Source organism: Agrobacterium sp. SUL3, assembly GCF_001263295.1.
Classification (GTDB): Bacteria; Pseudomonadota; Alphaproteobacteria; order Rhizobiales; family Rhizobiaceae; genus Agrobacterium; species Agrobacterium tomkonis.
In genome coordinates this window covers 116,615-134,095 of the sequence record NZ_KQ414511.1, presented here as the reverse complement: position 1 = coordinate 134,095, position 17,481 = coordinate 116,615, and the positions used below count along the sequence as shown (strand labels likewise).

The 17,481-nt window shown below is 58.9% G+C and carries 17 protein-coding genes; 10 read left to right on the top strand and 7 right to left on the bottom strand.

All coding sequences use genetic code 11. The features are described from left to right. The first annotated feature begins 177 nt into the window (after positions 1 to 177). From AKG12_RS21780 to AKG12_RS21755, 6 genes are all read left to right on the top strand, one after another. The gene (locus AKG12_RS21780; protein WP_046798855.1) at positions 178 to 792 is read left to right on the top strand and encodes a hypothetical protein; all 615 of its coding nucleotides are present in this window, start codon (positions 178 to 180) and stop codon (positions 790 to 792) included. A gap of 206 nt (positions 793 to 998) precedes the next feature. Continuing rightward, on the top strand, positions 999 to 2,027 hold the full coding sequence (locus tag AKG12_RS21775) for an adenylate/guanylate cyclase domain-containing protein (protein ID WP_052820378.1): 1,029 nt from the start codon (positions 999 to 1,001) through the stop codon (positions 2,025 to 2,027). Positions 2,028 to 2,179: 152 nt separating this feature from the next. After that, complete coding sequence (locus AKG12_RS21770; RefSeq protein WP_052820377.1) at positions 2,180 to 3,538, top strand: esterase-like activity of phytase family protein; 1,359 nt, start codon at positions 2,180 to 2,182, stop codon at positions 3,536 to 3,538. A gap of 158 nt (positions 3,539 to 3,696) precedes the next feature. Next, on the top strand, positions 3,697 to 4,044 hold the full coding sequence (locus AKG12_RS21765; protein WP_046798852.1) for a YunG family protein: 348 nt from the start codon (positions 3,697 to 3,699) through the stop codon (positions 4,042 to 4,044). A gap of 104 nt (positions 4,045 to 4,148) precedes the next feature. Then, positions 4,149 to 4,496, top strand: a complete 348-nt coding sequence (locus AKG12_RS21760; protein ID WP_046798972.1) for a hypothetical protein — start codon at positions 4,149 to 4,151, stop codon at positions 4,494 to 4,496. A 173-nt stretch (positions 4,497 to 4,669) separates the two neighbouring features. Beyond that, positions 4,670 to 5,326, top strand: coding sequence for a DapH/DapD/GlmU-related protein (locus AKG12_RS21755; protein ID WP_052820376.1), 657 nt, complete (start codon positions 4,670 to 4,672; stop codon positions 5,324 to 5,326). Between the two features lie 15 nt (positions 5,327 to 5,341). Here the strand turns inward: AKG12_RS21755 and ppx are convergent, their stop codons facing one another. The 4 genes from ppx to AKG12_RS21735 form a co-directional block, all read right to left on the bottom strand. Continuing rightward, positions 5,342 to 6,865, bottom strand: a complete 1,524-nt coding sequence (ppx, locus tag AKG12_RS21750) for an exopolyphosphatase (RefSeq protein WP_046798850.1) — start codon at positions 6,863 to 6,865, stop codon at positions 5,342 to 5,344. Next, complete coding sequence (locus AKG12_RS21745; protein WP_046798971.1) at positions 6,862 to 9,060, bottom strand: RNA degradosome polyphosphate kinase; 2,199 nt, start codon at positions 9,058 to 9,060, stop codon at positions 6,862 to 6,864. The genes ppx and AKG12_RS21745 overlap by 4 nt, the downstream gene beginning before the upstream one ends. A gap of 104 nt (positions 9,061 to 9,164) precedes the next feature. After that, on the bottom strand, positions 9,165 to 9,893 hold the full coding sequence (gene hdaA / locus AKG12_RS21740; protein WP_052820375.1) for a DnaA regulatory inactivator HdaA: 729 nt from the start codon (positions 9,891 to 9,893) through the stop codon (positions 9,165 to 9,167). A 2-nt stretch (positions 9,894 to 9,895) separates the two neighbouring features. Further along, positions 9,896 to 11,053: an AI-2E family transporter gene (locus AKG12_RS21735; RefSeq protein ID WP_046798848.1), complete on the bottom strand. Its 1,158-nt coding sequence runs from the start codon at positions 11,051 to 11,053 to the stop codon at positions 9,896 to 9,898. A gap of 275 nt (positions 11,054 to 11,328) precedes the next feature. Between AKG12_RS21735 and AKG12_RS21730 the strand changes: the two genes are divergently transcribed. From AKG12_RS21730 to AKG12_RS21715, 4 genes are all read left to right on the top strand, one after another. After that, positions 11,329 to 12,123, top strand: coding sequence for a class I SAM-dependent DNA methyltransferase (locus tag AKG12_RS21730; protein ID WP_052820374.1), 795 nt, complete (start codon positions 11,329 to 11,331; stop codon positions 12,121 to 12,123). Between the two features lie 123 nt (positions 12,124 to 12,246). Then, positions 12,247 to 13,320, top strand: a complete 1,074-nt coding sequence (gene purM / locus AKG12_RS21725) for a phosphoribosylformylglycinamidine cyclo-ligase (protein WP_052820373.1) — start codon at positions 12,247 to 12,249, stop codon at positions 13,318 to 13,320. Further along, complete coding sequence (gene purN / locus AKG12_RS21720; protein ID WP_052820372.1) at positions 13,317 to 13,991, top strand: phosphoribosylglycinamide formyltransferase; 675 nt, start codon at positions 13,317 to 13,319, stop codon at positions 13,989 to 13,991. The genes purM and purN overlap by 4 nt, the downstream gene beginning before the upstream one ends. Before the next feature lie 132 nt (positions 13,992 to 14,123). Continuing rightward, a complete protein-coding gene (locus tag AKG12_RS21715; protein WP_046798844.1) occupies positions 14,124 to 15,059 on the top strand; it encodes an omptin family outer membrane protease in 936 nt (311 codons plus the stop codon). A gap of 84 nt (positions 15,060 to 15,143) precedes the next feature. Here AKG12_RS21715 and AKG12_RS21710 read toward each other — a convergent pair whose 3' ends face one another. The 3 genes from AKG12_RS21710 to AKG12_RS21700 all read right to left on the bottom strand — a co-directional run bounded on the left by AKG12_RS21710 (position 15,144) and on the right by AKG12_RS21700 (position 17,470). Beyond that, a complete protein-coding gene (locus AKG12_RS21710) occupies positions 15,144 to 16,097 on the bottom strand; it encodes a peptidoglycan-binding domain-containing protein (protein WP_052820371.1) in 954 nt (317 codons plus the stop codon). A gap of 143 nt (positions 16,098 to 16,240) precedes the next feature. Next, the gene (locus AKG12_RS21705) at positions 16,241 to 16,852 is read right to left on the bottom strand and encodes an NUDIX domain-containing protein (protein ID WP_052820370.1); all 612 of its coding nucleotides are present in this window, start codon (positions 16,850 to 16,852) and stop codon (positions 16,241 to 16,243) included. A 21-nt stretch (positions 16,853 to 16,873) separates the two neighbouring features. Next, positions 16,874 to 17,470: an NUDIX domain-containing protein gene (locus AKG12_RS21700; protein ID WP_046798841.1), complete on the bottom strand. Its 597-nt coding sequence runs from the start codon at positions 17,468 to 17,470 to the stop codon at positions 16,874 to 16,876. Positions 17,471 to 17,481 lie beyond the last annotated feature (11 nt).

The following is a 17,481-nucleotide window of genomic DNA, read 5'->3' as shown; positions in this document are numbered from 1 at the left end:
GAAGTGGCCCTGCGTTTTGCCGGCAAGAAGGTCGAGGCGGTTGAGGGTGCGGCAAGCGAGCCGTAATCACCCGCCCGCCGCTGGAGAGTTTCCGCTTTGACTGGAACTGCTCTACCCCAATTTTGCCCGTATCGCGTTCCATCTCTTTGCCGATGTTTGCGCTTTGAGGGTCTTTCCATGAAACCTGCCCGCACGCCGCTGCTGGTCGCCCTTCTGGCGGCCGCAGGTATTCTCCCCATCCCTGCCGCCCTTCCCGCCCGCGCCGACGACGGCAAGGTCGACCTTCAGGGCGAATGGACGACCGACTGCCTGAGGATCGGCAAGAGCGACTGGCACGGCGTCATCACCCGCATCACGATACGCGGCGACCGCATGCACGCCGTTTCGCAGATCTATGCCCGCAACGGCTGCCAGCAACCCACGGTGCAGGTGCGTTACGAAGGCACGCTGGATGGCGGTCTGAAAGAGCACGACAGCCTGCTCTTTGCCCATACCGTCACCTCGATCACCATGACGCCGAACGACGCAGACGTCGTTGCGCACTATAATGGCGACCCGAAAGGCGTCGGCTGCGGCCTGAGCGGCTGGAAGGAGAACACCCCCTTTAATGTCGAAGGCAGGACCTGCGCGGCCGCCAACTTCGCCGGCAAGGGAGATACCCTGTTCGACCGGGCATGGATCGACGGCAACCGGCTGCGTTTTGCCGCCTTTCCCGTCGAATGGTCAAACCGCTCGCCGGATGACCGGCCGCAATCCCCGCTTGAAACTGTCTATTATAGAACATCATATTAGACGTAATGCCGCCTGCGCACCCGTTTTGCGGCAACAGGGCAACAACCTTTCCAATCCTTCATGTGACCTTACAGAAAGGTCACTTTTTGCAGCGCATTTTCCACATTAATGTCGCATATGACCGCAACAGAAGCTTCGCCGACGGGAGCGGCCAGTTCTTCCTTCCCGAGACCCAAGGCTTCCCTTCCCGAGACCCAAGAACCGACATGAGAAAATTGCTGCCCATTCTGGATTACGTGGTGCTCTTCGTTGCCGTGGCCGGCGCCGGGGTGGCCTACGCCTTTCTGGAATATGGCGGCGGCGCGTTGATCGGCGCGACCTATGCGCTATTCGCCTGCGCACCCATTCTCGCTTTTGAGCGCGGTTACATCATGCCCGGCCTGTCGCGGCGGGTCAGCGCATTGCCGACACCGGTCTATATCGCCGTCGGTCTGATCATCTATGCCGTTCTCGTTTTTTGTGGTTTCGGGCTTGGCGGCACCATCCTGTGGCTGAGCGGGATATTTCCCGGCACCTGGAAACGGGCGGTGCATGCCGAAGTGCAGACGCTCGTCTTCACCCTCATCGTCTGCGGCATCATCGTTTTTATCATGCGGGTGCGTGAACTTCTTGGCCGCGACATCTTCATCGATCTCATTCTCGGGCGCTATCGCCGGCCGGTCAGCGAAGACCGTGTCTTCATCTTCATCGATCTTGTCGGCTCCACCTCCTTTGCCGAAACCAACGGCGACCTGAAGGCCCAGGAGTTTCTCGGCGAAATCTTCGCGAGCTATGCCGCACCGGTCAGGAAACACGGCGGCGTCATCGATGACTATATTGGCGACGCCGCCATCATCACCTGGCCCTATCACATGGCGATCAGGCGGGCGGCCTGCGTGCGCTGTGTCTTCGATATTCTGGCGACCATCGAAGAAAAACGCGACATGTGGATTTCCCGCTTCGGTGAAGTGCCGCGCCTGCGCTTTGCCATCCATGGCGGGCCTGTCATTACCGCAGAAATCGGCGTCGACCATCACAAGATCACCTATTTCGGCGATACGGTGAACACGACCTCGCGACTCGAATCACTGAGCAAGATGCTCGGCCACCCGGTGCTGATTTCCGCCGACCTTGCCCATCAGCTGGTGCTTCCAAAGGGTGTGCGCAGCGAATATCTCGGCGAACATGCAGTCAAGGGCCGTGGCCAAACGCTGGGTGTATGCACGCTCAGCCAGTATCAGGCCCCTGCCGCATAAGGGCAATTGGCTGGAAAAAGCCGCGCCGTTCCGTTTGGATACGGCAGCCGTCATCAAAATTCATCAAAGCTTCAAACGACAATCACCTGCCTGTCATGCGGCGACCCTATCGCCTCAATCCTGTCTTCAACAGGTATCGAGGGGTCTCCATCATGAAGCACATTCTTTTCGCATCCTGCGCGGTTCTCGCGCTCGCCACCGCATCGCACGCGGCTGAGAAGGAGTTTCCGGCAAAGCTGGTCTCCCACGCCATTCTGCCGGCCAACACCATCATCGCCGCGCCGGCCGATGCGCCGGAGCACCTCAAGACGTCCGCCAAGTTCACCACGGCAGACCGCAAGCGCGCTGAAGGCCTCGGCACCGTGCCCGGCAAGGACGGCGTTCGCCCGACCGGCCTTTCCATGCCGTTCAACGGCCAGCCGATGCAGGGCTTTTCCGGCATCAAGGCAATGCCGGACGGCAGCTTCTGGAGCCTTTCCGACAATGGTTTCGGTTCCAAGCTGAATTCCAGCGACGCCATGCTGATGCTTCACCATCTGAAGTTCGACTGGGACGCCGGCAAGGTCAACGCGCTTGAAACCGTCTTCCTCTCCGACCCGGACATGAAGGCACCCTTCCCGATCGTTCTGGAAGGCACTGCAAAGCGTTACCTGACGGGCGCCGATTTCGATGTCGAATCCATTCAGCCGGTTGCCGATGGTTTCTGGGTGGGCGAGGAATTCGGTCCTTACATCCTGAAATTCACACGTGACGGCAAGCTGACCGACGTCATCGCCACCAAGGCCGGTGACATCGAGGTGAAGTCCCCGGATCACCCGGCTCTGGCCCTGCCCGGCAACCCGACGCAGAAAATGCCTGCCTTCAACCTGAAACGATCAGGTGGTTATGAAGGCATGGCGCTCTCCAAGGACGGTTCGAAGCTCTACGGCCTGCTGGAAGGCCCGCTCTACACCGCTGACGGCCAGGTAGAGAAAACCGAAGACGGTTCGACCGGCCTTCGGATCATCGAACTCGACACCGCCAAGAAAGAGTGGACCGGCCGCACCTGGCTTTATCCGCTGGCGGAAGGCGGCGAGGCGATCGGCGACTTCAACATGCTTGATGACGCGACCGCTCTTGTTATCGAGCGCGACAATGGTGCCGGCACCGCCGACAAGGCCTGCGCCGACCCCAAGGCTCCGGCCGCCGACTGCTTCGCCCGGGCCTCCAAGGTCAAGCGCATCTACAAGATCGAATTTAACGACGCCAATGTCGGCAAGGCCGCGCGCAAGATCGGCTATATCGATCTTCTGAAGATCTCCGATCCTGATAACAAGAAGCGCCAGGGCGGCGGCAACGGTTATTACGACATGCCTTTCGTCACCATCGAGAATGTCGACCGCGTCGATGCCACGCATATCATCGTCGGCAATGACAACAACCTGCCCTTCTCGGCCGGCCGTGCACTGGACAAGGCTGATGACAACGAATTCGTCCTCCTTGAAGTCAAGGATCTGCTCGACGCCAAGTAAGCAAAACGGTGCCGGAACTGGTTCCGGCACCACCCGCGCGACCGCGCATATTCAACAGGGCGGAGCGTCCTTGCAGCCTCCAGGGGAGGCGCGGCGCTCCGCTTTTTTCTAGTCATGCCTGACCCGGAGCCCGGCTCCGAAACGGGAAAGACCACTTCATGCAGGATCATGCCGAACGACTTTATTATGCGCTGAGGAAAAGCTGGTCGGGCGAGACCAGCAGCCTGTGGTCGCGGGAAAACCCCGCCCGCGGACAGGGCAGCGTCACCGCCCTGGTGGTTCAGGATATTTTCGGCGGTGAGATCGCCAAAACCGCCGTCAGCGGCGCCGATCATTTCTACAATATCGTCGATGACATTCGCTGGGATTTCACCTTCGCCCAGTTTGATATTCCCGTCGGTTATCAAGACAGGCCCGCCACCCGCACCGAAGCGATGGCAAAGATCACACCACTGCAATATGCCTATCTCAGCGCCTGCATCAGGAAGGCGTTGGGGCACGGTTAATCCACTTTAAAATGCATTGATCCCGGCGTTTCCCGCAATGCGGACACAATCCATGACATATGATCGGGCAACGAAACGAGGCGCACCAAGAGGAGAAATGCCCCGTGAATGACAGCTGCCCCATCCTGACACCCGCCGAACAGCAAGCCCAGGATATATTTGAACAAACAGAAGAAGCGATGATGGCTGCAATTTACGCGGCGCTTGAGCGCGCCAGCACAAAGGCCGCCGAAGAACTTCAGGCCATTGGCTCCGATATCGAGCCTCCCGCCTATGAATATTTTGTCGCCACCGCGCATCAGCAGCTCTTCCTGCGACTATGCGGAGCCGACGGGGAAACATTCGAAGGCGGGGACCCTGAAGTCGCATCCCATATCATCCGGAATGCGCAAAACATATCCGACCATTACTGGAGCAAGAGCCAAGCGAAGGCGGATGAAACTCACGACTGACGGCAAATGCCTTCCGCGTGATTTTCTGTCTGAAGACAGGGTGTTGCAGGACACGAGCGGCGTACAGGGTTGATCTTTAATAGGAGCAGCCGGCGCAACCGGGTCCTCTTAAGATTTACCGTCACAAGCCCTTCATCATCTCCGGATAGGCAGGCGCAAATCCGGAGACTGACATGGATTCGACCGCGCAATTCAATCGCCCAAAGATCGCCGAAACCGTTGTCCATTCGACAGCGAGCATCAGGGATTCAGGCATCGGCAAATGCTGTGAAATTTTGGCGGATACGGCGGTGAACAATGCCGAGCTGGGGGACTACTCGTATCTCGGGCCCCGTTGCATGGTTGGTGATGCGACGATCGGAAAGTTCTGCGCCATTGCCGCGGAGGTCAGGATAGGCGCTCCCAACCATCCGATGGACCGGCCATCCATGCATCGTTTCAGCTACTGCCCGGAATATTACTCGGCGGATGCCGTTCGCGACGACGCGTTTTTCGACCGGCGAAAGCAGGACCGCGCCGTCATCGGCAACGACGTCTGGATTGGGCACGGCGTTATTGTGCTGCCGGGTGTAAAGATTGGAGACGGCGCCGTGTTGGCAGCCGGAGCGGTCGTTACCAAGGACGTGCCGCCCTACACCATCGTTGGCGGAGTTCCCGCGAAAATCATTCGCGAGCGGTTTTCGCGACCCATCGCGGAGCAGCTTGCCGCCATCGCTTGGTGGGACTGGCCGTTCGAGACGATCATGGCGCGGCTTGCCGATTTTCAGTCAAGCGACATCGAAGCCTTCTGCGAGCGTTGGACCCCGCCGGCAACGCCTATCGCAAAATAAAGCTCTCCCGTTGCGTTACTCGAACACGAACGCCAGCCGCTTGCCCGTCAGTTTCGCCAGTTGCTGCAAACGCCCGTCCAGACGCTCGCCGGCAAAATCGCAATAATCGTGCGGCACCACGAATTCCAGATCGAGATCGGGATTGGTGGATTTGCGGAATTTCAGGTGGTCGACAACGCCCGGCATCGAGGCCGAGAACAGGTAAACGACGCGTAGCAGGCCGCCGAGCAACTTGCCGAGCTCCAGCAGCCGGTCGCCCGCCATGGCCGCCAGCGGCTCGGTGGTGCCGTTGTCGTTCAGTCCCTCGAAGCGATAATAATTGGCGAGCGCAATATAGGCACGGCCCGGATGGGTGATGGCGACGAAGGAGGAATGGGCGATGATGTTGAGTGCTTGCAGGCCGCGATAATCCGGATGGGCACGCCAGCTGATATCGGCGAGAAGGCAGGCTGCCTGGCGGTAACGGCTTTCTTCTTCCGTCTCGTCGATGCCGAAGACAGGAAAGGTGCGGCCGCTCCAGTCCGCCAGTTCACGCGCATGTTCGGGCGAACGGGCGCGCAGAATGGCAAGTTCGTCGGCCGTGACCAGCAGCGGGTCCAGATCACGCTCCGTTTCCGTCAGCAGCGAATAGAGATAACCTTCACGCACGCCCTGCGCGGAAAAGGCGATCTTTGCCGGCTTCATCACCTTCAGAACCTCGCGCATGGCGATGGCGCCGAAGGGCAGAAGCGAACGGCGGTTCTTGGAAACTGCCTGCCAGGCCGGATCCTTGCTGTCCCTGGAGAGAATGACCTCCTCCAGAAAATTCAGCATTTCCTCCAGCGGCAATTCATATCCCTGCATCATATGCAGCGGGTAGCCGGTGATTTCCATATGCAGCTTGGCGATGTTTCGCCAGGTGCCGCCCACGGCATAAAAGGTGCGCCCCTCACCCGCTGTCAGCAGCTTTGCGAAGGATTTTACGTGTTTTCTGGCAATGGTCGCTGCTTTTTCGAGCGAACCATCCGATTGCTCGGAAAGCCTCAGGCCACCGAGCGGCAGGGTAATGCCCTCGCCGCAGCTTTTGCCCTTGATGTCGATGAGTTCGAGCGAACCACCGCCGAGGTCGCCGGCAATGCCATCCGGATCATGGAAACCGCTGATCACCCCATAAGCGGAATAAAGCGCTTCCTTTTCACCTGACAGCACCTCGACTTCGCAGCCGAGAATGGCTTCTGCCTCGCGGATGAAATCCGGACCGTTTTCCGCTTCACGCGCCGCCGCCGTCGCCAGCACGTAAAGTTCCTGCGCCTGCGCCTGTTCGGAAAGCGCGTGGAAGCGCCTGAGCGCCATCAGCGCCCGGCTGACACCTTCCTCATGCATGCGGCCCGTCAGCGCCAGTCCTTTGCCAAGGCCGCAGAGGACCTTTTCGTTGAACAGTACCGCGGGCGCGCGGGAGAGACCTTCATATACGACGAGACGAACGGAGTTCGAACCAATATCTATGACGGAAACGGGGGCAAGGCCGGTCAGCCGCCCCTGTGCTTCTGATCGAGTCATTCAGCCTGTTTCTTGCGGGAAGAAATCAACCCGGCAATCAATTTGGGCGCACTGGATTTCAAGGCTTCACCACGTCCGGAAAGGCTGGGATTGGTCATGAAATAGTGCTGCGCGTTGAACGGTTCTTCGCCTTTACGCACCTCGATGCGCCTCGACGTTCCGTCCGCAAGTATCTCGTAGCTCTGCTGGTTGTCAATGAGATTGCCCAGCATAATCTGTGAAAGAACCTGCTCGTGCACGGTGGGGTTGGTGAGCGGCACCAGCGTTTCGACACGGCGATCAAGGTTGCGCGGCATCATGTCGGCCGAGCCGATATAGACCAGCGCCTTGTCGGACGGCAGCCCGAAACCGTTGCCGAAGCAGAAAATCCGGCTGTGCTCCAGGAAGCGGCCGACGATCGATTTAACGCGGATATTGTCCGACAGTCCCGCCACCTGCGGACGCAGGCAGCAGATGCCGCGTATCACCAGATCAACCTCCACACCCGCCGCACTGGCGCGGTAAAGCGAATCGATGATCTCAGGATCAACCAGCGAATTCATCTTCATCCAGATCGCCGCCGGCGCACCGCGCTTGGCATGCTCGATCTCTTCGTTGATGTGCTTCACGATGCGCGAGCGCAGCGTATAGGGCGAAATCGCCAGCTTCATACCCTCTTCCGGCTCACCGTAACCGGTGATGAAATTGAAGATATTCGCCATGTCATGGGCGATCTTCGGATTACAGGTGAAGAAGGAAAGGTCAGTATAAATCTTGGCGGTAATGGGGTGATAGTTGCCGGTGCCGAGATGGCAATAGGTTCTAAGCTTGCCGTCCTCGCGGCGCACCACCATCGACATCTTGGCATGGGTCTTCAGTTCGATGAAACCGAACACCACCTGCACGCCGGCCCTTTCCAGGTCGCGCGCCCAGCGGATATTAGCTTCTTCATCGAAGCGCGCCTTCAGTTCCACCAGAGCGGTCACGGATTTGCCGGCTTCGGCCGCATCAATCAGCGCACGGACGATCGGGCTGTCATTGGAGGTACGGTAAAGCGTCTGCTTGATGGCGAGGACTTCAGGATCACGCGCTGCCTGCAGCAGGAACTGCACGACCACATCGAAGCTTTCATAGGGGTGGTGAACCACCATGTCCTTTTCGCGGATGGCGGCAAGGCAATCGCCGGCATGTTCGCGCACGCGCTCGGGGAAACGGGCGTTGTAAGGCTCGAATTTCAGGTCGTCGCGCGGCGCACGCACGATTTCCGAAATGGTGTTGAGCGCGAGAAGACCGGGCAGAACCGCGACGCGATTGTCCGGCACGCCAAGCTCATGCACCACGAACTGGCGCAGCGACTGCGGCATTTCGCTGTCGGTCTCGATGCGGATGACGGAGCCGCGACGGCGGCGCTTCAGCGCGCTTTCGAAGAAACGGACCAGATCTTCCGCCTCTTCCTCCACCTCGATATCGCTGTCACGGATGATGCGGAAGGTACCGAAGCCGCGAACGGTGTAGCCCGGATAAAGCCGGTGGATGAACAGGCCGACCACATCTTCGAGCGTGATGTAACGAATGGCGTTCTTGTCATCCGGCAGGCGCACGAAGCGGTCGAGCGCGGGCGGCAGGCGCAGCAGCGCCGTCATCGGCTCGCGGCCGTTGACGCTGTCGAGCTGCAGGCCCATCGAGAAGCCGAGGTTGGGAATGAAGGGGAACGGGTGCGCGGGGTCGATCGACAGCGGCGTCAGCACCGGGAAAATACGCTCTTCGAATTCGGTGCCCAGCCAGGTGCGGTCGGCATCGGACAGTGCGGCAGGCCGCACGACGAAGATTTCTTCCTTGGCGAGATATTGCTGCAGCACGGCGAGCGAGGCCTGCTGCTCCATCTGCAGATTGTCGATTTCCTTCAGAATGTCTTCCAGCTGCTCGGCGGGCGTCTTGCCATCCGGCGTCCGGACGGTGATCTTCTGGCGAACCTGGCCTTCGAGGCCGGCGACGCGGACCATGAAGAATTCATCGAGGTTGGCGGCAGAGATGGAGAGGAAACGCAGCCGCTCCAGAAGCGGATGATCCGTATTCAGCGTTTCTTCGAGAACGCGGCGGTTGAACTGGAGCCAGGAGAATTCGCGGTTCACAAAACGGGCGGGGCTATCCCAGAGGCTCTCGCCCTCGGTCACCGGCTGAACCTTGTTGAAGTCTTCCTGCGCGATAGCGTCCATGCCCTGTTCCATCCCCTGACCTGTTTCCGTCCCGTGATCCTGTTGCATCGCGTGATCGTCCTTCTTGCCCGTATAACAGTTTGACGACGGAACTGTGACAGTCGTCAATCGACGTCCAGCCCGCCGCCCGCCGCTGCGCTGTCCATCATATTGAGGACTTCCGCCGCCAGCGGGCGTGTTATTCTCGTTCCGCGCGCAAGCGCCAGCCTGTCGATGCGGTCCACAATCGTCTGGGCCGTATCGAGCGAGCGCTCCATTCTATTGACGATGTAACCTATGAGTTTGTCATCCATGTAAAGCTGCCGGTCCGCGAAGAGTTTTACCAGCACCTGCGCCAGCAGCCCTTCATCCGGCTCACCAGTCTCCACCACCGTCACAGCCTTCAGGCGCGAGCGCAGATCGGGCAGTGTCACCGGCCACGCCCCCGGCCATTGCCGGCTTGTCATCAAAAGCGTCGTGCCGTGCTGGCGCACGCTGTTGATGACGTGGAAGAGTTCGGTATCGTCAAAACCGCGGCGGTCGGCATCCTCGAAAAGAACGGGTCCGCTCTCAGCCGCGCGCGCGGCATCGCCGCCGGCCTGCGGGTGGATATCCCGGGCTCCGGCGATGTTTTTCCAGATATTGGCGAGATGCGATTTTCCCGAACCGGGCGGCCCGGCCAGCACGACGACCGGAGCGCGCCAGTTCGGCCATTCATCGACAAGGCTGACGGCGGCCGCAAGCGACACGGACACAAGGAGATCGTCCCTGCCGGAGGCGGCCTGGTGTGAAAATGCGAGCGGCAGCTGCTCGGCCTTCGACCGGGCGTTATCGGTTTTGATTGGGTCAGTCATCGTCAGCCCTGACCATCCACCTTGGCGGAGGACGTTTCCTTTTCTTCCAGGCCAGGATTGGCTTCCCAGGGAAGATTGGCAGCGTGTCCGTGATAGAGATCGCTTTCAAGATACCGCGACAATGCAAAGCGGACAAGCACGCCGACGGCGGCGGCCGCCGGAACCGCGACCAGTAAGCCGACGAAACCGAACAATGCGCCAAAGGCGAACAAAGCGAACATCAGCCACACCGGATGCAGACCGACGCTTTTGCCCACGAGCTTCGGCTGCAGGATATTGCCTTCGATGAACTGGCCGGAAAAGAACACGGCAAGCGTCAGAAACACATAGATGTAATCCGGCCAGAACTGCACGATGGCGACACCGACGGCAAGGATGAGGCCGACCATGGAGCCGATATAGGGAATGAAGCTGATAAGGCCGGAGAAGAGACCGATCAGCAGGCCGAAATTCAGGCCCACCAGCGACAGGCCGACGGCATAATAAACACCGAGAATGATGCAGAGCGACCCCTGCCCGCGCACGAAACCAGCGATCGTCTTGTCCATGTCGCGGGCGATCTGGCGGACGGTATGCACGTAGTCGCGCGGTATCCAGCTATCGACCTTGTCGATCATCCGGTCCCAGTCGAGCAACAGGTAGAAGGCGACAACGGGGGTGACGACCAGCAGCGACACGACATCGACCAGCGATTTGCCGGAATTCCAGATCTGCGTCAGCAGGGTGCCGATGAAACCGGCGCCTTCGGTGAGGAGCTTGGAGAAATTCTCCTTCACGGCGTCGATCTGGCTGCTGACCCAGTCCGGCAGCAGGTTGGTATCGGCACCGGCAATCAACTGCTGCAAGGACGAGATATATTGCGGGATACGGGTGATGAATTCCGAGGCCTGGGCGGCGATGAGCGGAATGATGATGATGAGCGACAGCGCGAAGATCAGCACGAAGGAGACGAGAATGACGACCGTCGCCATCAGCCGGTTGAGACCGCGACGCTCCAGCCAGTCGGCAACCGGGTCAAGAAAATAGGCAAGCGCCATGCCCGCCACGAAGGGCAGCAGAATGGAGCTGAAGACCATCAGGAAAAGGACAAAGACGGCAAGCACGCCGATCCAGAAAAACACCTGCCGGCGCAGGCTCATACCGCTTACATGGGGTTGCATTCATTCATCCTCTTGTCGCCGTGCCGTCACCGCCCAAGATGGAAATAGGATGCCCATATGCACATGGTCAAGACCGCCGCGGTTGCGCACAGGCCACAGGCGACCGCAGGCCCGACCATCTTTTTCCCATGCAGGCTCGTCCGGCCGGCAAAATCCCGCGTTTCCGGGGCTTCTGACCGCAACGGCAGGTTGACCGACCGCCGATATTGGACAAATATCAAATAATAGTCGGGCGAGCCCGCAGCGCTCTGTCATGTCCGGCGACCGGAGGCACGATGCAAGTTACCAGTGAAAATGGCATCGCGGAACACAATGCCGGTCTTTTCGATCACCCCGACATTGCCGAGTGGTACGACAACCAGCAGCTTTACCCGGCCGAACGCATCATTCTCGACCAGTTTCGCCATGCCTATGCCGGCAAACGGCTGCTTGATCTCGGGGTCGGCACCGGAAGGACGACGAAACCGCTCCTGCCGCTGGTGGGCGATTATATCGGCATCGACCGTTCGCAACCCATGCTGGCGCTGGCGCGGCGCAATTTCCCGACAGCCACCTTTCTCGACATGGATGTGCGGGCGATCGGACAATTTGATGCGGAACGCTTTGACTGCGTGCTCGGGGCGCTCGCGATTTTAAGCGCCTTCGGGCATGAAGATCGGCTCGCCATCATCCATGCCATCAGCCGCATTTTGGCGCCCGGCGGTTATTTCATCTTCTCGTTTCATAACCGGCAGTGGAAACGGGCCGGCGGCATGCCGTTGCACCGGCGATCCTGGCACCCGCGGGAAGTGGTGAATTCGCTGCATCCGCAAAGCTGGATCAACTATCTGCGCCTGCAGCCGGCCACCCGGAAGACGCCTGATTATGCCATTCTGGTGGATCAGGCGCATCGCTGGAGCGGCCTGTTTTATTTCATCGACCTTGCCACCCAGACCCGCCAGCTGGAAGCGGCGGGCTTCGAAATCGTCGCCCGTTTCGGCGAGAACGGCCGACCGATCGAGGAAAATTCCGATACGTCCAATGACGGCCTGCTCAATCTCGTCTGTCGCATCGGTTATCCGGCATCGTGAGCGCCTCACATCGCAAGCCCTGCCAAAGCCGTTAAAAACCGGAGCTTTTGCCACTCAAACCCTTGCATAAGGCCCCGTGCCGTGCGAATGGCGACGCCAAAGGAACCAGCGGAGACGAGAGCCATGAGCCAGTCGGGCAAGAACGGTCTTACCTATAGTGACGCAGGTGTGGATATCGACGCCGGCAATCTGATGGTCGAGAAGATCAAACCGGCGGTGCGCTCGACACGGCGTCCCGGCGCGGATGGTGAGATCGGCGGCTTCGGCGGCCTGTTCGATCTGAAGGCAGCGGGCTTTACCGATCCGGTTCTGGTGGCCGCCAATGACGGCGTCGGCACCAAGCTGAAGATCGCCATCGACGCGGATTATCACGACACCGTCGGCATCGATCTCGTCGCCATGTGCGTCAACGATCTCGTCGTTCAGGGTGCCGAGCCGCTGTTCTTCCTCGATTATTTCGCCACCGGCAAGCTGGACCCGGATCAAGGTGCTGCCATCGTTTCCGGCATCGCCGCCGGTTGCCGCGAATCCGGCTGTGCGCTGATCGGCGGCGAAACCGCCGAGATGCCCGGCATGTATTCCGATGGCGACTATGATCTCGCAGGCTTTGCGGTTGGTGCGGCCGAACGTGGCCAGCTTCTGCCGGCCGGCGACATTGCCGAAGGTGATGTCATTCTCGGCCTGTCTTCTTCCGGCGTTCACTCCAACGGCTTTTCGCTGGTACGCAAGATCGTTTCGGTTTCCGGTCTTGGCTGGGACGCCCCTGCCCCCTTTGCCGAAGGCAGGAAGCTTGGTGAAGCACTTCTGACACCGACGCGCATCTATGTGAAGCCGCTTTTGAAGGCGATCCGCGAGACCGGCGCGCTGAAGGCGTTGGCGCACATTACCGGCGGCGGTTTTCCGGAGAATATTCCGCGTGTTCTGCCCAAACATCTCGCCGCCGAGATCGATCTCGACGCGATCAAGGTTCCGGCGGTCTTCTCGTGGCTGGCAAAGACCGGCGGCGTCGAGGCCAAGGAAATGCTGCGCACCTTCAATTGCGGCGTCGGCATGATCGTGGTCGTTTCGGCTGAAAATGCCGGCAAGGTTACCGACGCTCTTACAGCGGAAGGCGAAACCGTGTTCCCGCTCGGCCGTATGGTCGCCCGGCAAGAGGGCGCGCATGGCACGATCTACAAGGGTGCTCTCGGCCTATGATGCGCGCCGCCTTGTCGTCCGGTCGCACACGCGTCGTCGTTTTCATCTCCGGCAGCGGCTCCAACATGGTGTCGCTGGCGAAAGCCTGCCAGGCGGCGGATTTTCCGGCTGAGATCGTCTGCGTCATCTCCGACAAGGCTTCAGCGGGCGGGCTGGAAAAAGCCAGGGATCTCGGCATTCCGACGCTCGTCTTCGAACGCAAGACCTATGCCAGCAAGGCCGAGCATGAGGGCGCCATTCTTGCCGCACTCGGCGAAATCGCGCCCGACATCATTTGCCTTGCCGGTTACATGCGGTTGATATCCGGGGAGTTTATCGCTCCCTATGAAGGCCGCATCATCAATATCCACCCTTCCCTGTTGCCGCTTTTCCCCGGTCTCAACACCCATCAGCGCGCCATCGACAGCGGTATGAAGATTTCCGGCTGCACCGTGCATTTCGTGACCGAAGGCATGGATGAAGGCCCGACCATCGCTCAGGGCGCTGTTCCCGTCCTTTCCGACGATACGGCCGAGACGCTCGCGGCGCGGCTCCTGAGCATCGAGCATCAGCTTTACCCACTCGCCCTGAAGCGACTTGCAGAAGGCAAGGTGCGGATGGAAGGCGGTAAAGCCGTCTTCACGGGCAATGAAAGTAAATCCGAGTATTCCAGTCTGATTTCCACTTTCTGATAAAGGCACCACTAAAGTACAACAATACTTAAAGTGGTATTTCCGGCAAAATAAACCGATAATTTACCATAATCATCTCTAGTGCCTGCAACGGCCCCGCATTTCGGGCCCTCCGGTCATTCAGGAGCGATTATGCCATTTTCGAGATTTTCCCTGCCGCTTTCGGCAATTTTGCTGATGAGCACCAGCCTGCCACTCGCCGCCGAACAAAGCGGCATTACCGCCTCGCTGGACGCCGGTGTTCTCAATCTCAGGGCAACTGAAACCGTTCATATCGGCGGCAGCAAGCTGAGCGAGCTGGAATGGGAAACGAAAAACGCCATGGCGCTGCGCGGCTCTCTCGGGCTTGAGCTTGCACCCGGCTGGCGCGTCAAGGCGGAAGGCCGCGTTGGCTTCGAGGGCGACGGCTACATGACCGACTATGACTGGTATCGACCGTTTTCCCGTGACACCTCCAAGAACAACTGGGCCAGTCGCTCCCAGCACGATGACACCCGGCTTGACCACTATTTCTCAGGCAGTCTCGAACTCAATCGCATGTTGCTGGACGATCCGCAGCAATATCTGAGCGCAGGCGTGGGTTTTCGCTATACGGATGTGCAATGGACTGCCAATGGCGGCAGTTTCGTTTACAGCCTCTTCTCGCCAAGGGATGGGCGTATCAATTTCGCTGATGGCGAAAAAGTTATTACGTACCGCCAGCAGATACCGGTTTTCTACGGCAACCTGACCGGCGGCCAGAGATTCGGCAACTGGTCGCTCAATGCGGGCCTCGAAGGCGGCGCAATGGTGTCGGCAAAGGCAACCGACGACCATTGGCTGCGCGACATGCGCTTTACCGACAAATTCGACGTTGCCGGCATGTTCGGGGTGAAGGCAGGTGTTGCCTATGACCTGACCCAGAATGCCTCGATCTATATAGATGGCGCCTATGAATATACCAGCCTCGGGCGCGGAGACACGCATTATAGCGGCGCGGGCGCCGGGAACATGACATCGGAAAAGAATGCCGGCGGCGGCGACCTGCAGTCGATTTTCGTGGGCGCTGGTATCAAGGGCCGGTTCTGACACCCAATGAGGTCCGCCCCAAAAAAAAACCGCGCCTCGTTAAAGGCGCGGCTTTAATTTATGGGCACAGTGCCCAGCCAGCATCTAAAACCAGTCCTGCTGCCAGACATAATCACGGTAGGCCCATGGCGGCGTGTTGGCCAAGGTTGCCTTGGAATATATCTTCAACAATTCGGCACCGAAGGTTGAAGCACCAGGAACAAGCCCGACTTCCCATTGAAAATGCCACCATTCCGCGCCGAGATAATCGCCACCCTTCTCGAAGGCTGCGCGTGCGCGGATCGGTTTGAAACCGTTCTTGGCAAAAAGGGCGGTCAGGTCGAGGAAATGGCCCGTGACGGACACTCCCTTGACCCGGTTCTTGTTGGTCACGACATCGGCGATCGTCTGCTGCGGCGGCAAAGCACCTTTTTCAGCCCTATCCTGCCAGCAACGGGCGTAAACATTGTAGCGACGCTCACCGATCCGCTGAGCGACATAGGCGTCGGTCGCCGGATCCTGCATGCCGCTCCAGATGAAAAGATCGAGCGCCCGCCCTGAGTAGTGAAAGGAAGTGGCGCTGCGGTTTTTGCTGACCGTGGCGTTCAAATCGCGGATGCCGCCGGAAGATGTCATCAATCCACCCTGGCGATGGACTTCCTTGTAGACCTGCTTATAGGCGGACATGACGTCGCTGCGCAGCCTGACACGCGGATAACCTTTTTCTTTTCCCGTACCGAAGAGATCCGCATCACCCGTCTCGAGGCTGTAATTTGCCTCACCTCCCAGCGAGAGCGGTGACGAAAGCTCCCGCTGCCGCGTTTCATACGCCTGCTGCAAGGCAGCGAGCGTTACAGGCCCTATACGACCATCTTCATAAAGCTGATTGTCCGCCTGAAATGAAAGTATCGCCTCTTCCGTATCCGCACCGAAGACGCCGTCCGTCTCGAGGCTTTCGTAATCGGCAGAAGCCGATTTACGCCCCTCGAAATGCAGAAAATTCAAAATTTCCTGGACAGCTTGCACGGCACTGCCGCGCGAACCTTTTTCCAAAATCATAGCCAGCCCCCAGCCGCTTGTGAACCTAGACACAACAAGCTTATCTGGGTTGATAAATTAATCAATAACAATCTTTAATTGAATTTAAAGTAATTTAGAGTATAATACCGGAAACATTATTTGTTTTCGCATAGTCTTTAATATTAAAGGCTGTGACGGTTGAGCATTGCCCATTGCAGCAGGATAATCGTCTTGGAATCGGTGATTTCGCCGGATGCGATCATCGCAAAGGCTTCGTCGAGACCGTAAGTCAGAACTTCCAGATCCTCGCCTTCGCTTTCCAGGCCGCCGCCGTGACCGGCCTGCACGTCGAGATCGATATGCGCAACGAAAAGGCTGACCTTTTCCGTCAATGTTCCGGGGCTGGCATACATGTCGAAGAGATAACCGACCTTCTCGACCGCGTAGCCGGATTCCTCCATCGCCTCACGGCGAATGGCGTCGGCGGCATTGTCGTCATCGAGAAGGCCTGCCGGCACTTCGATCATGAAGCTTGGATCGCCGTTTACGAAGGCGGCGGGGCGGAACTGGCGCACCATCACCACGCTGTCGCGCTTTTTGTCGTAAAGCAGAATGGCGGCGGCGCTGCCGTGGTCGTGCACTTCGCGCACGATGCGGATCGTTTTTCCATCCGGCATGCGCTGGTCGAAAATAAGCTTCTGCATATGCACGAAGCCCCTCCAGACCGTCTCTTTTTCCACCAGCCGTATTCTGTCCGCCTCGCCGGCAGCAGCCATTTTCAATGAACGGTCCATAATCACTCCGTAGACAATCCCTCAGATGGAGAGGGACACTTTGTTCAGGGCCGCCCATTGCAGCAGCATGATCGTCTTTCCATCGCAGATATCGCCGGTTTCTATCATTTTCATCGCATCCGCCAGTGAAAACTCCAGAACCTCGATGTCCTCGTCCTCGTGTGCGGCACCGCCGCCCTCCTCCACCCGATCCGATGAATCGATGATGGCGGCAAAAAAGTGCAGAATTTCGGTTACGGAACCGGGCGACATGAAGGACTTGAACAGAAACCGCACGTCTTTCACGACATATCCGGTTTCTTCCATGACTTCGCGGCGAATGGCCTCGGCCGGGTCGTCACCATCCAGCAGGCCGGCGGGCGCCTCCAGAAGCCAGCCGTGATAGCCGTTCACATAGGTTGGTACGCGAAACTGCCGCACCAGCACCACCGTCTCGCGGCGCGGATCGTAAAGCAGGATGGTCGCGCCATTGCCGCGATCATAGGCCTCGCGCCGGATGACTTTCGTTTCACCCTTCGAATTGGTGTAATCATAGGTGATGTTGCGGAGATGATACCAGTTCTTCGAGAGCGTCTCGTCTTTCAGAATTTCAATCTTCACATTGTCGAACTTGCTCATTCCATGTCCCG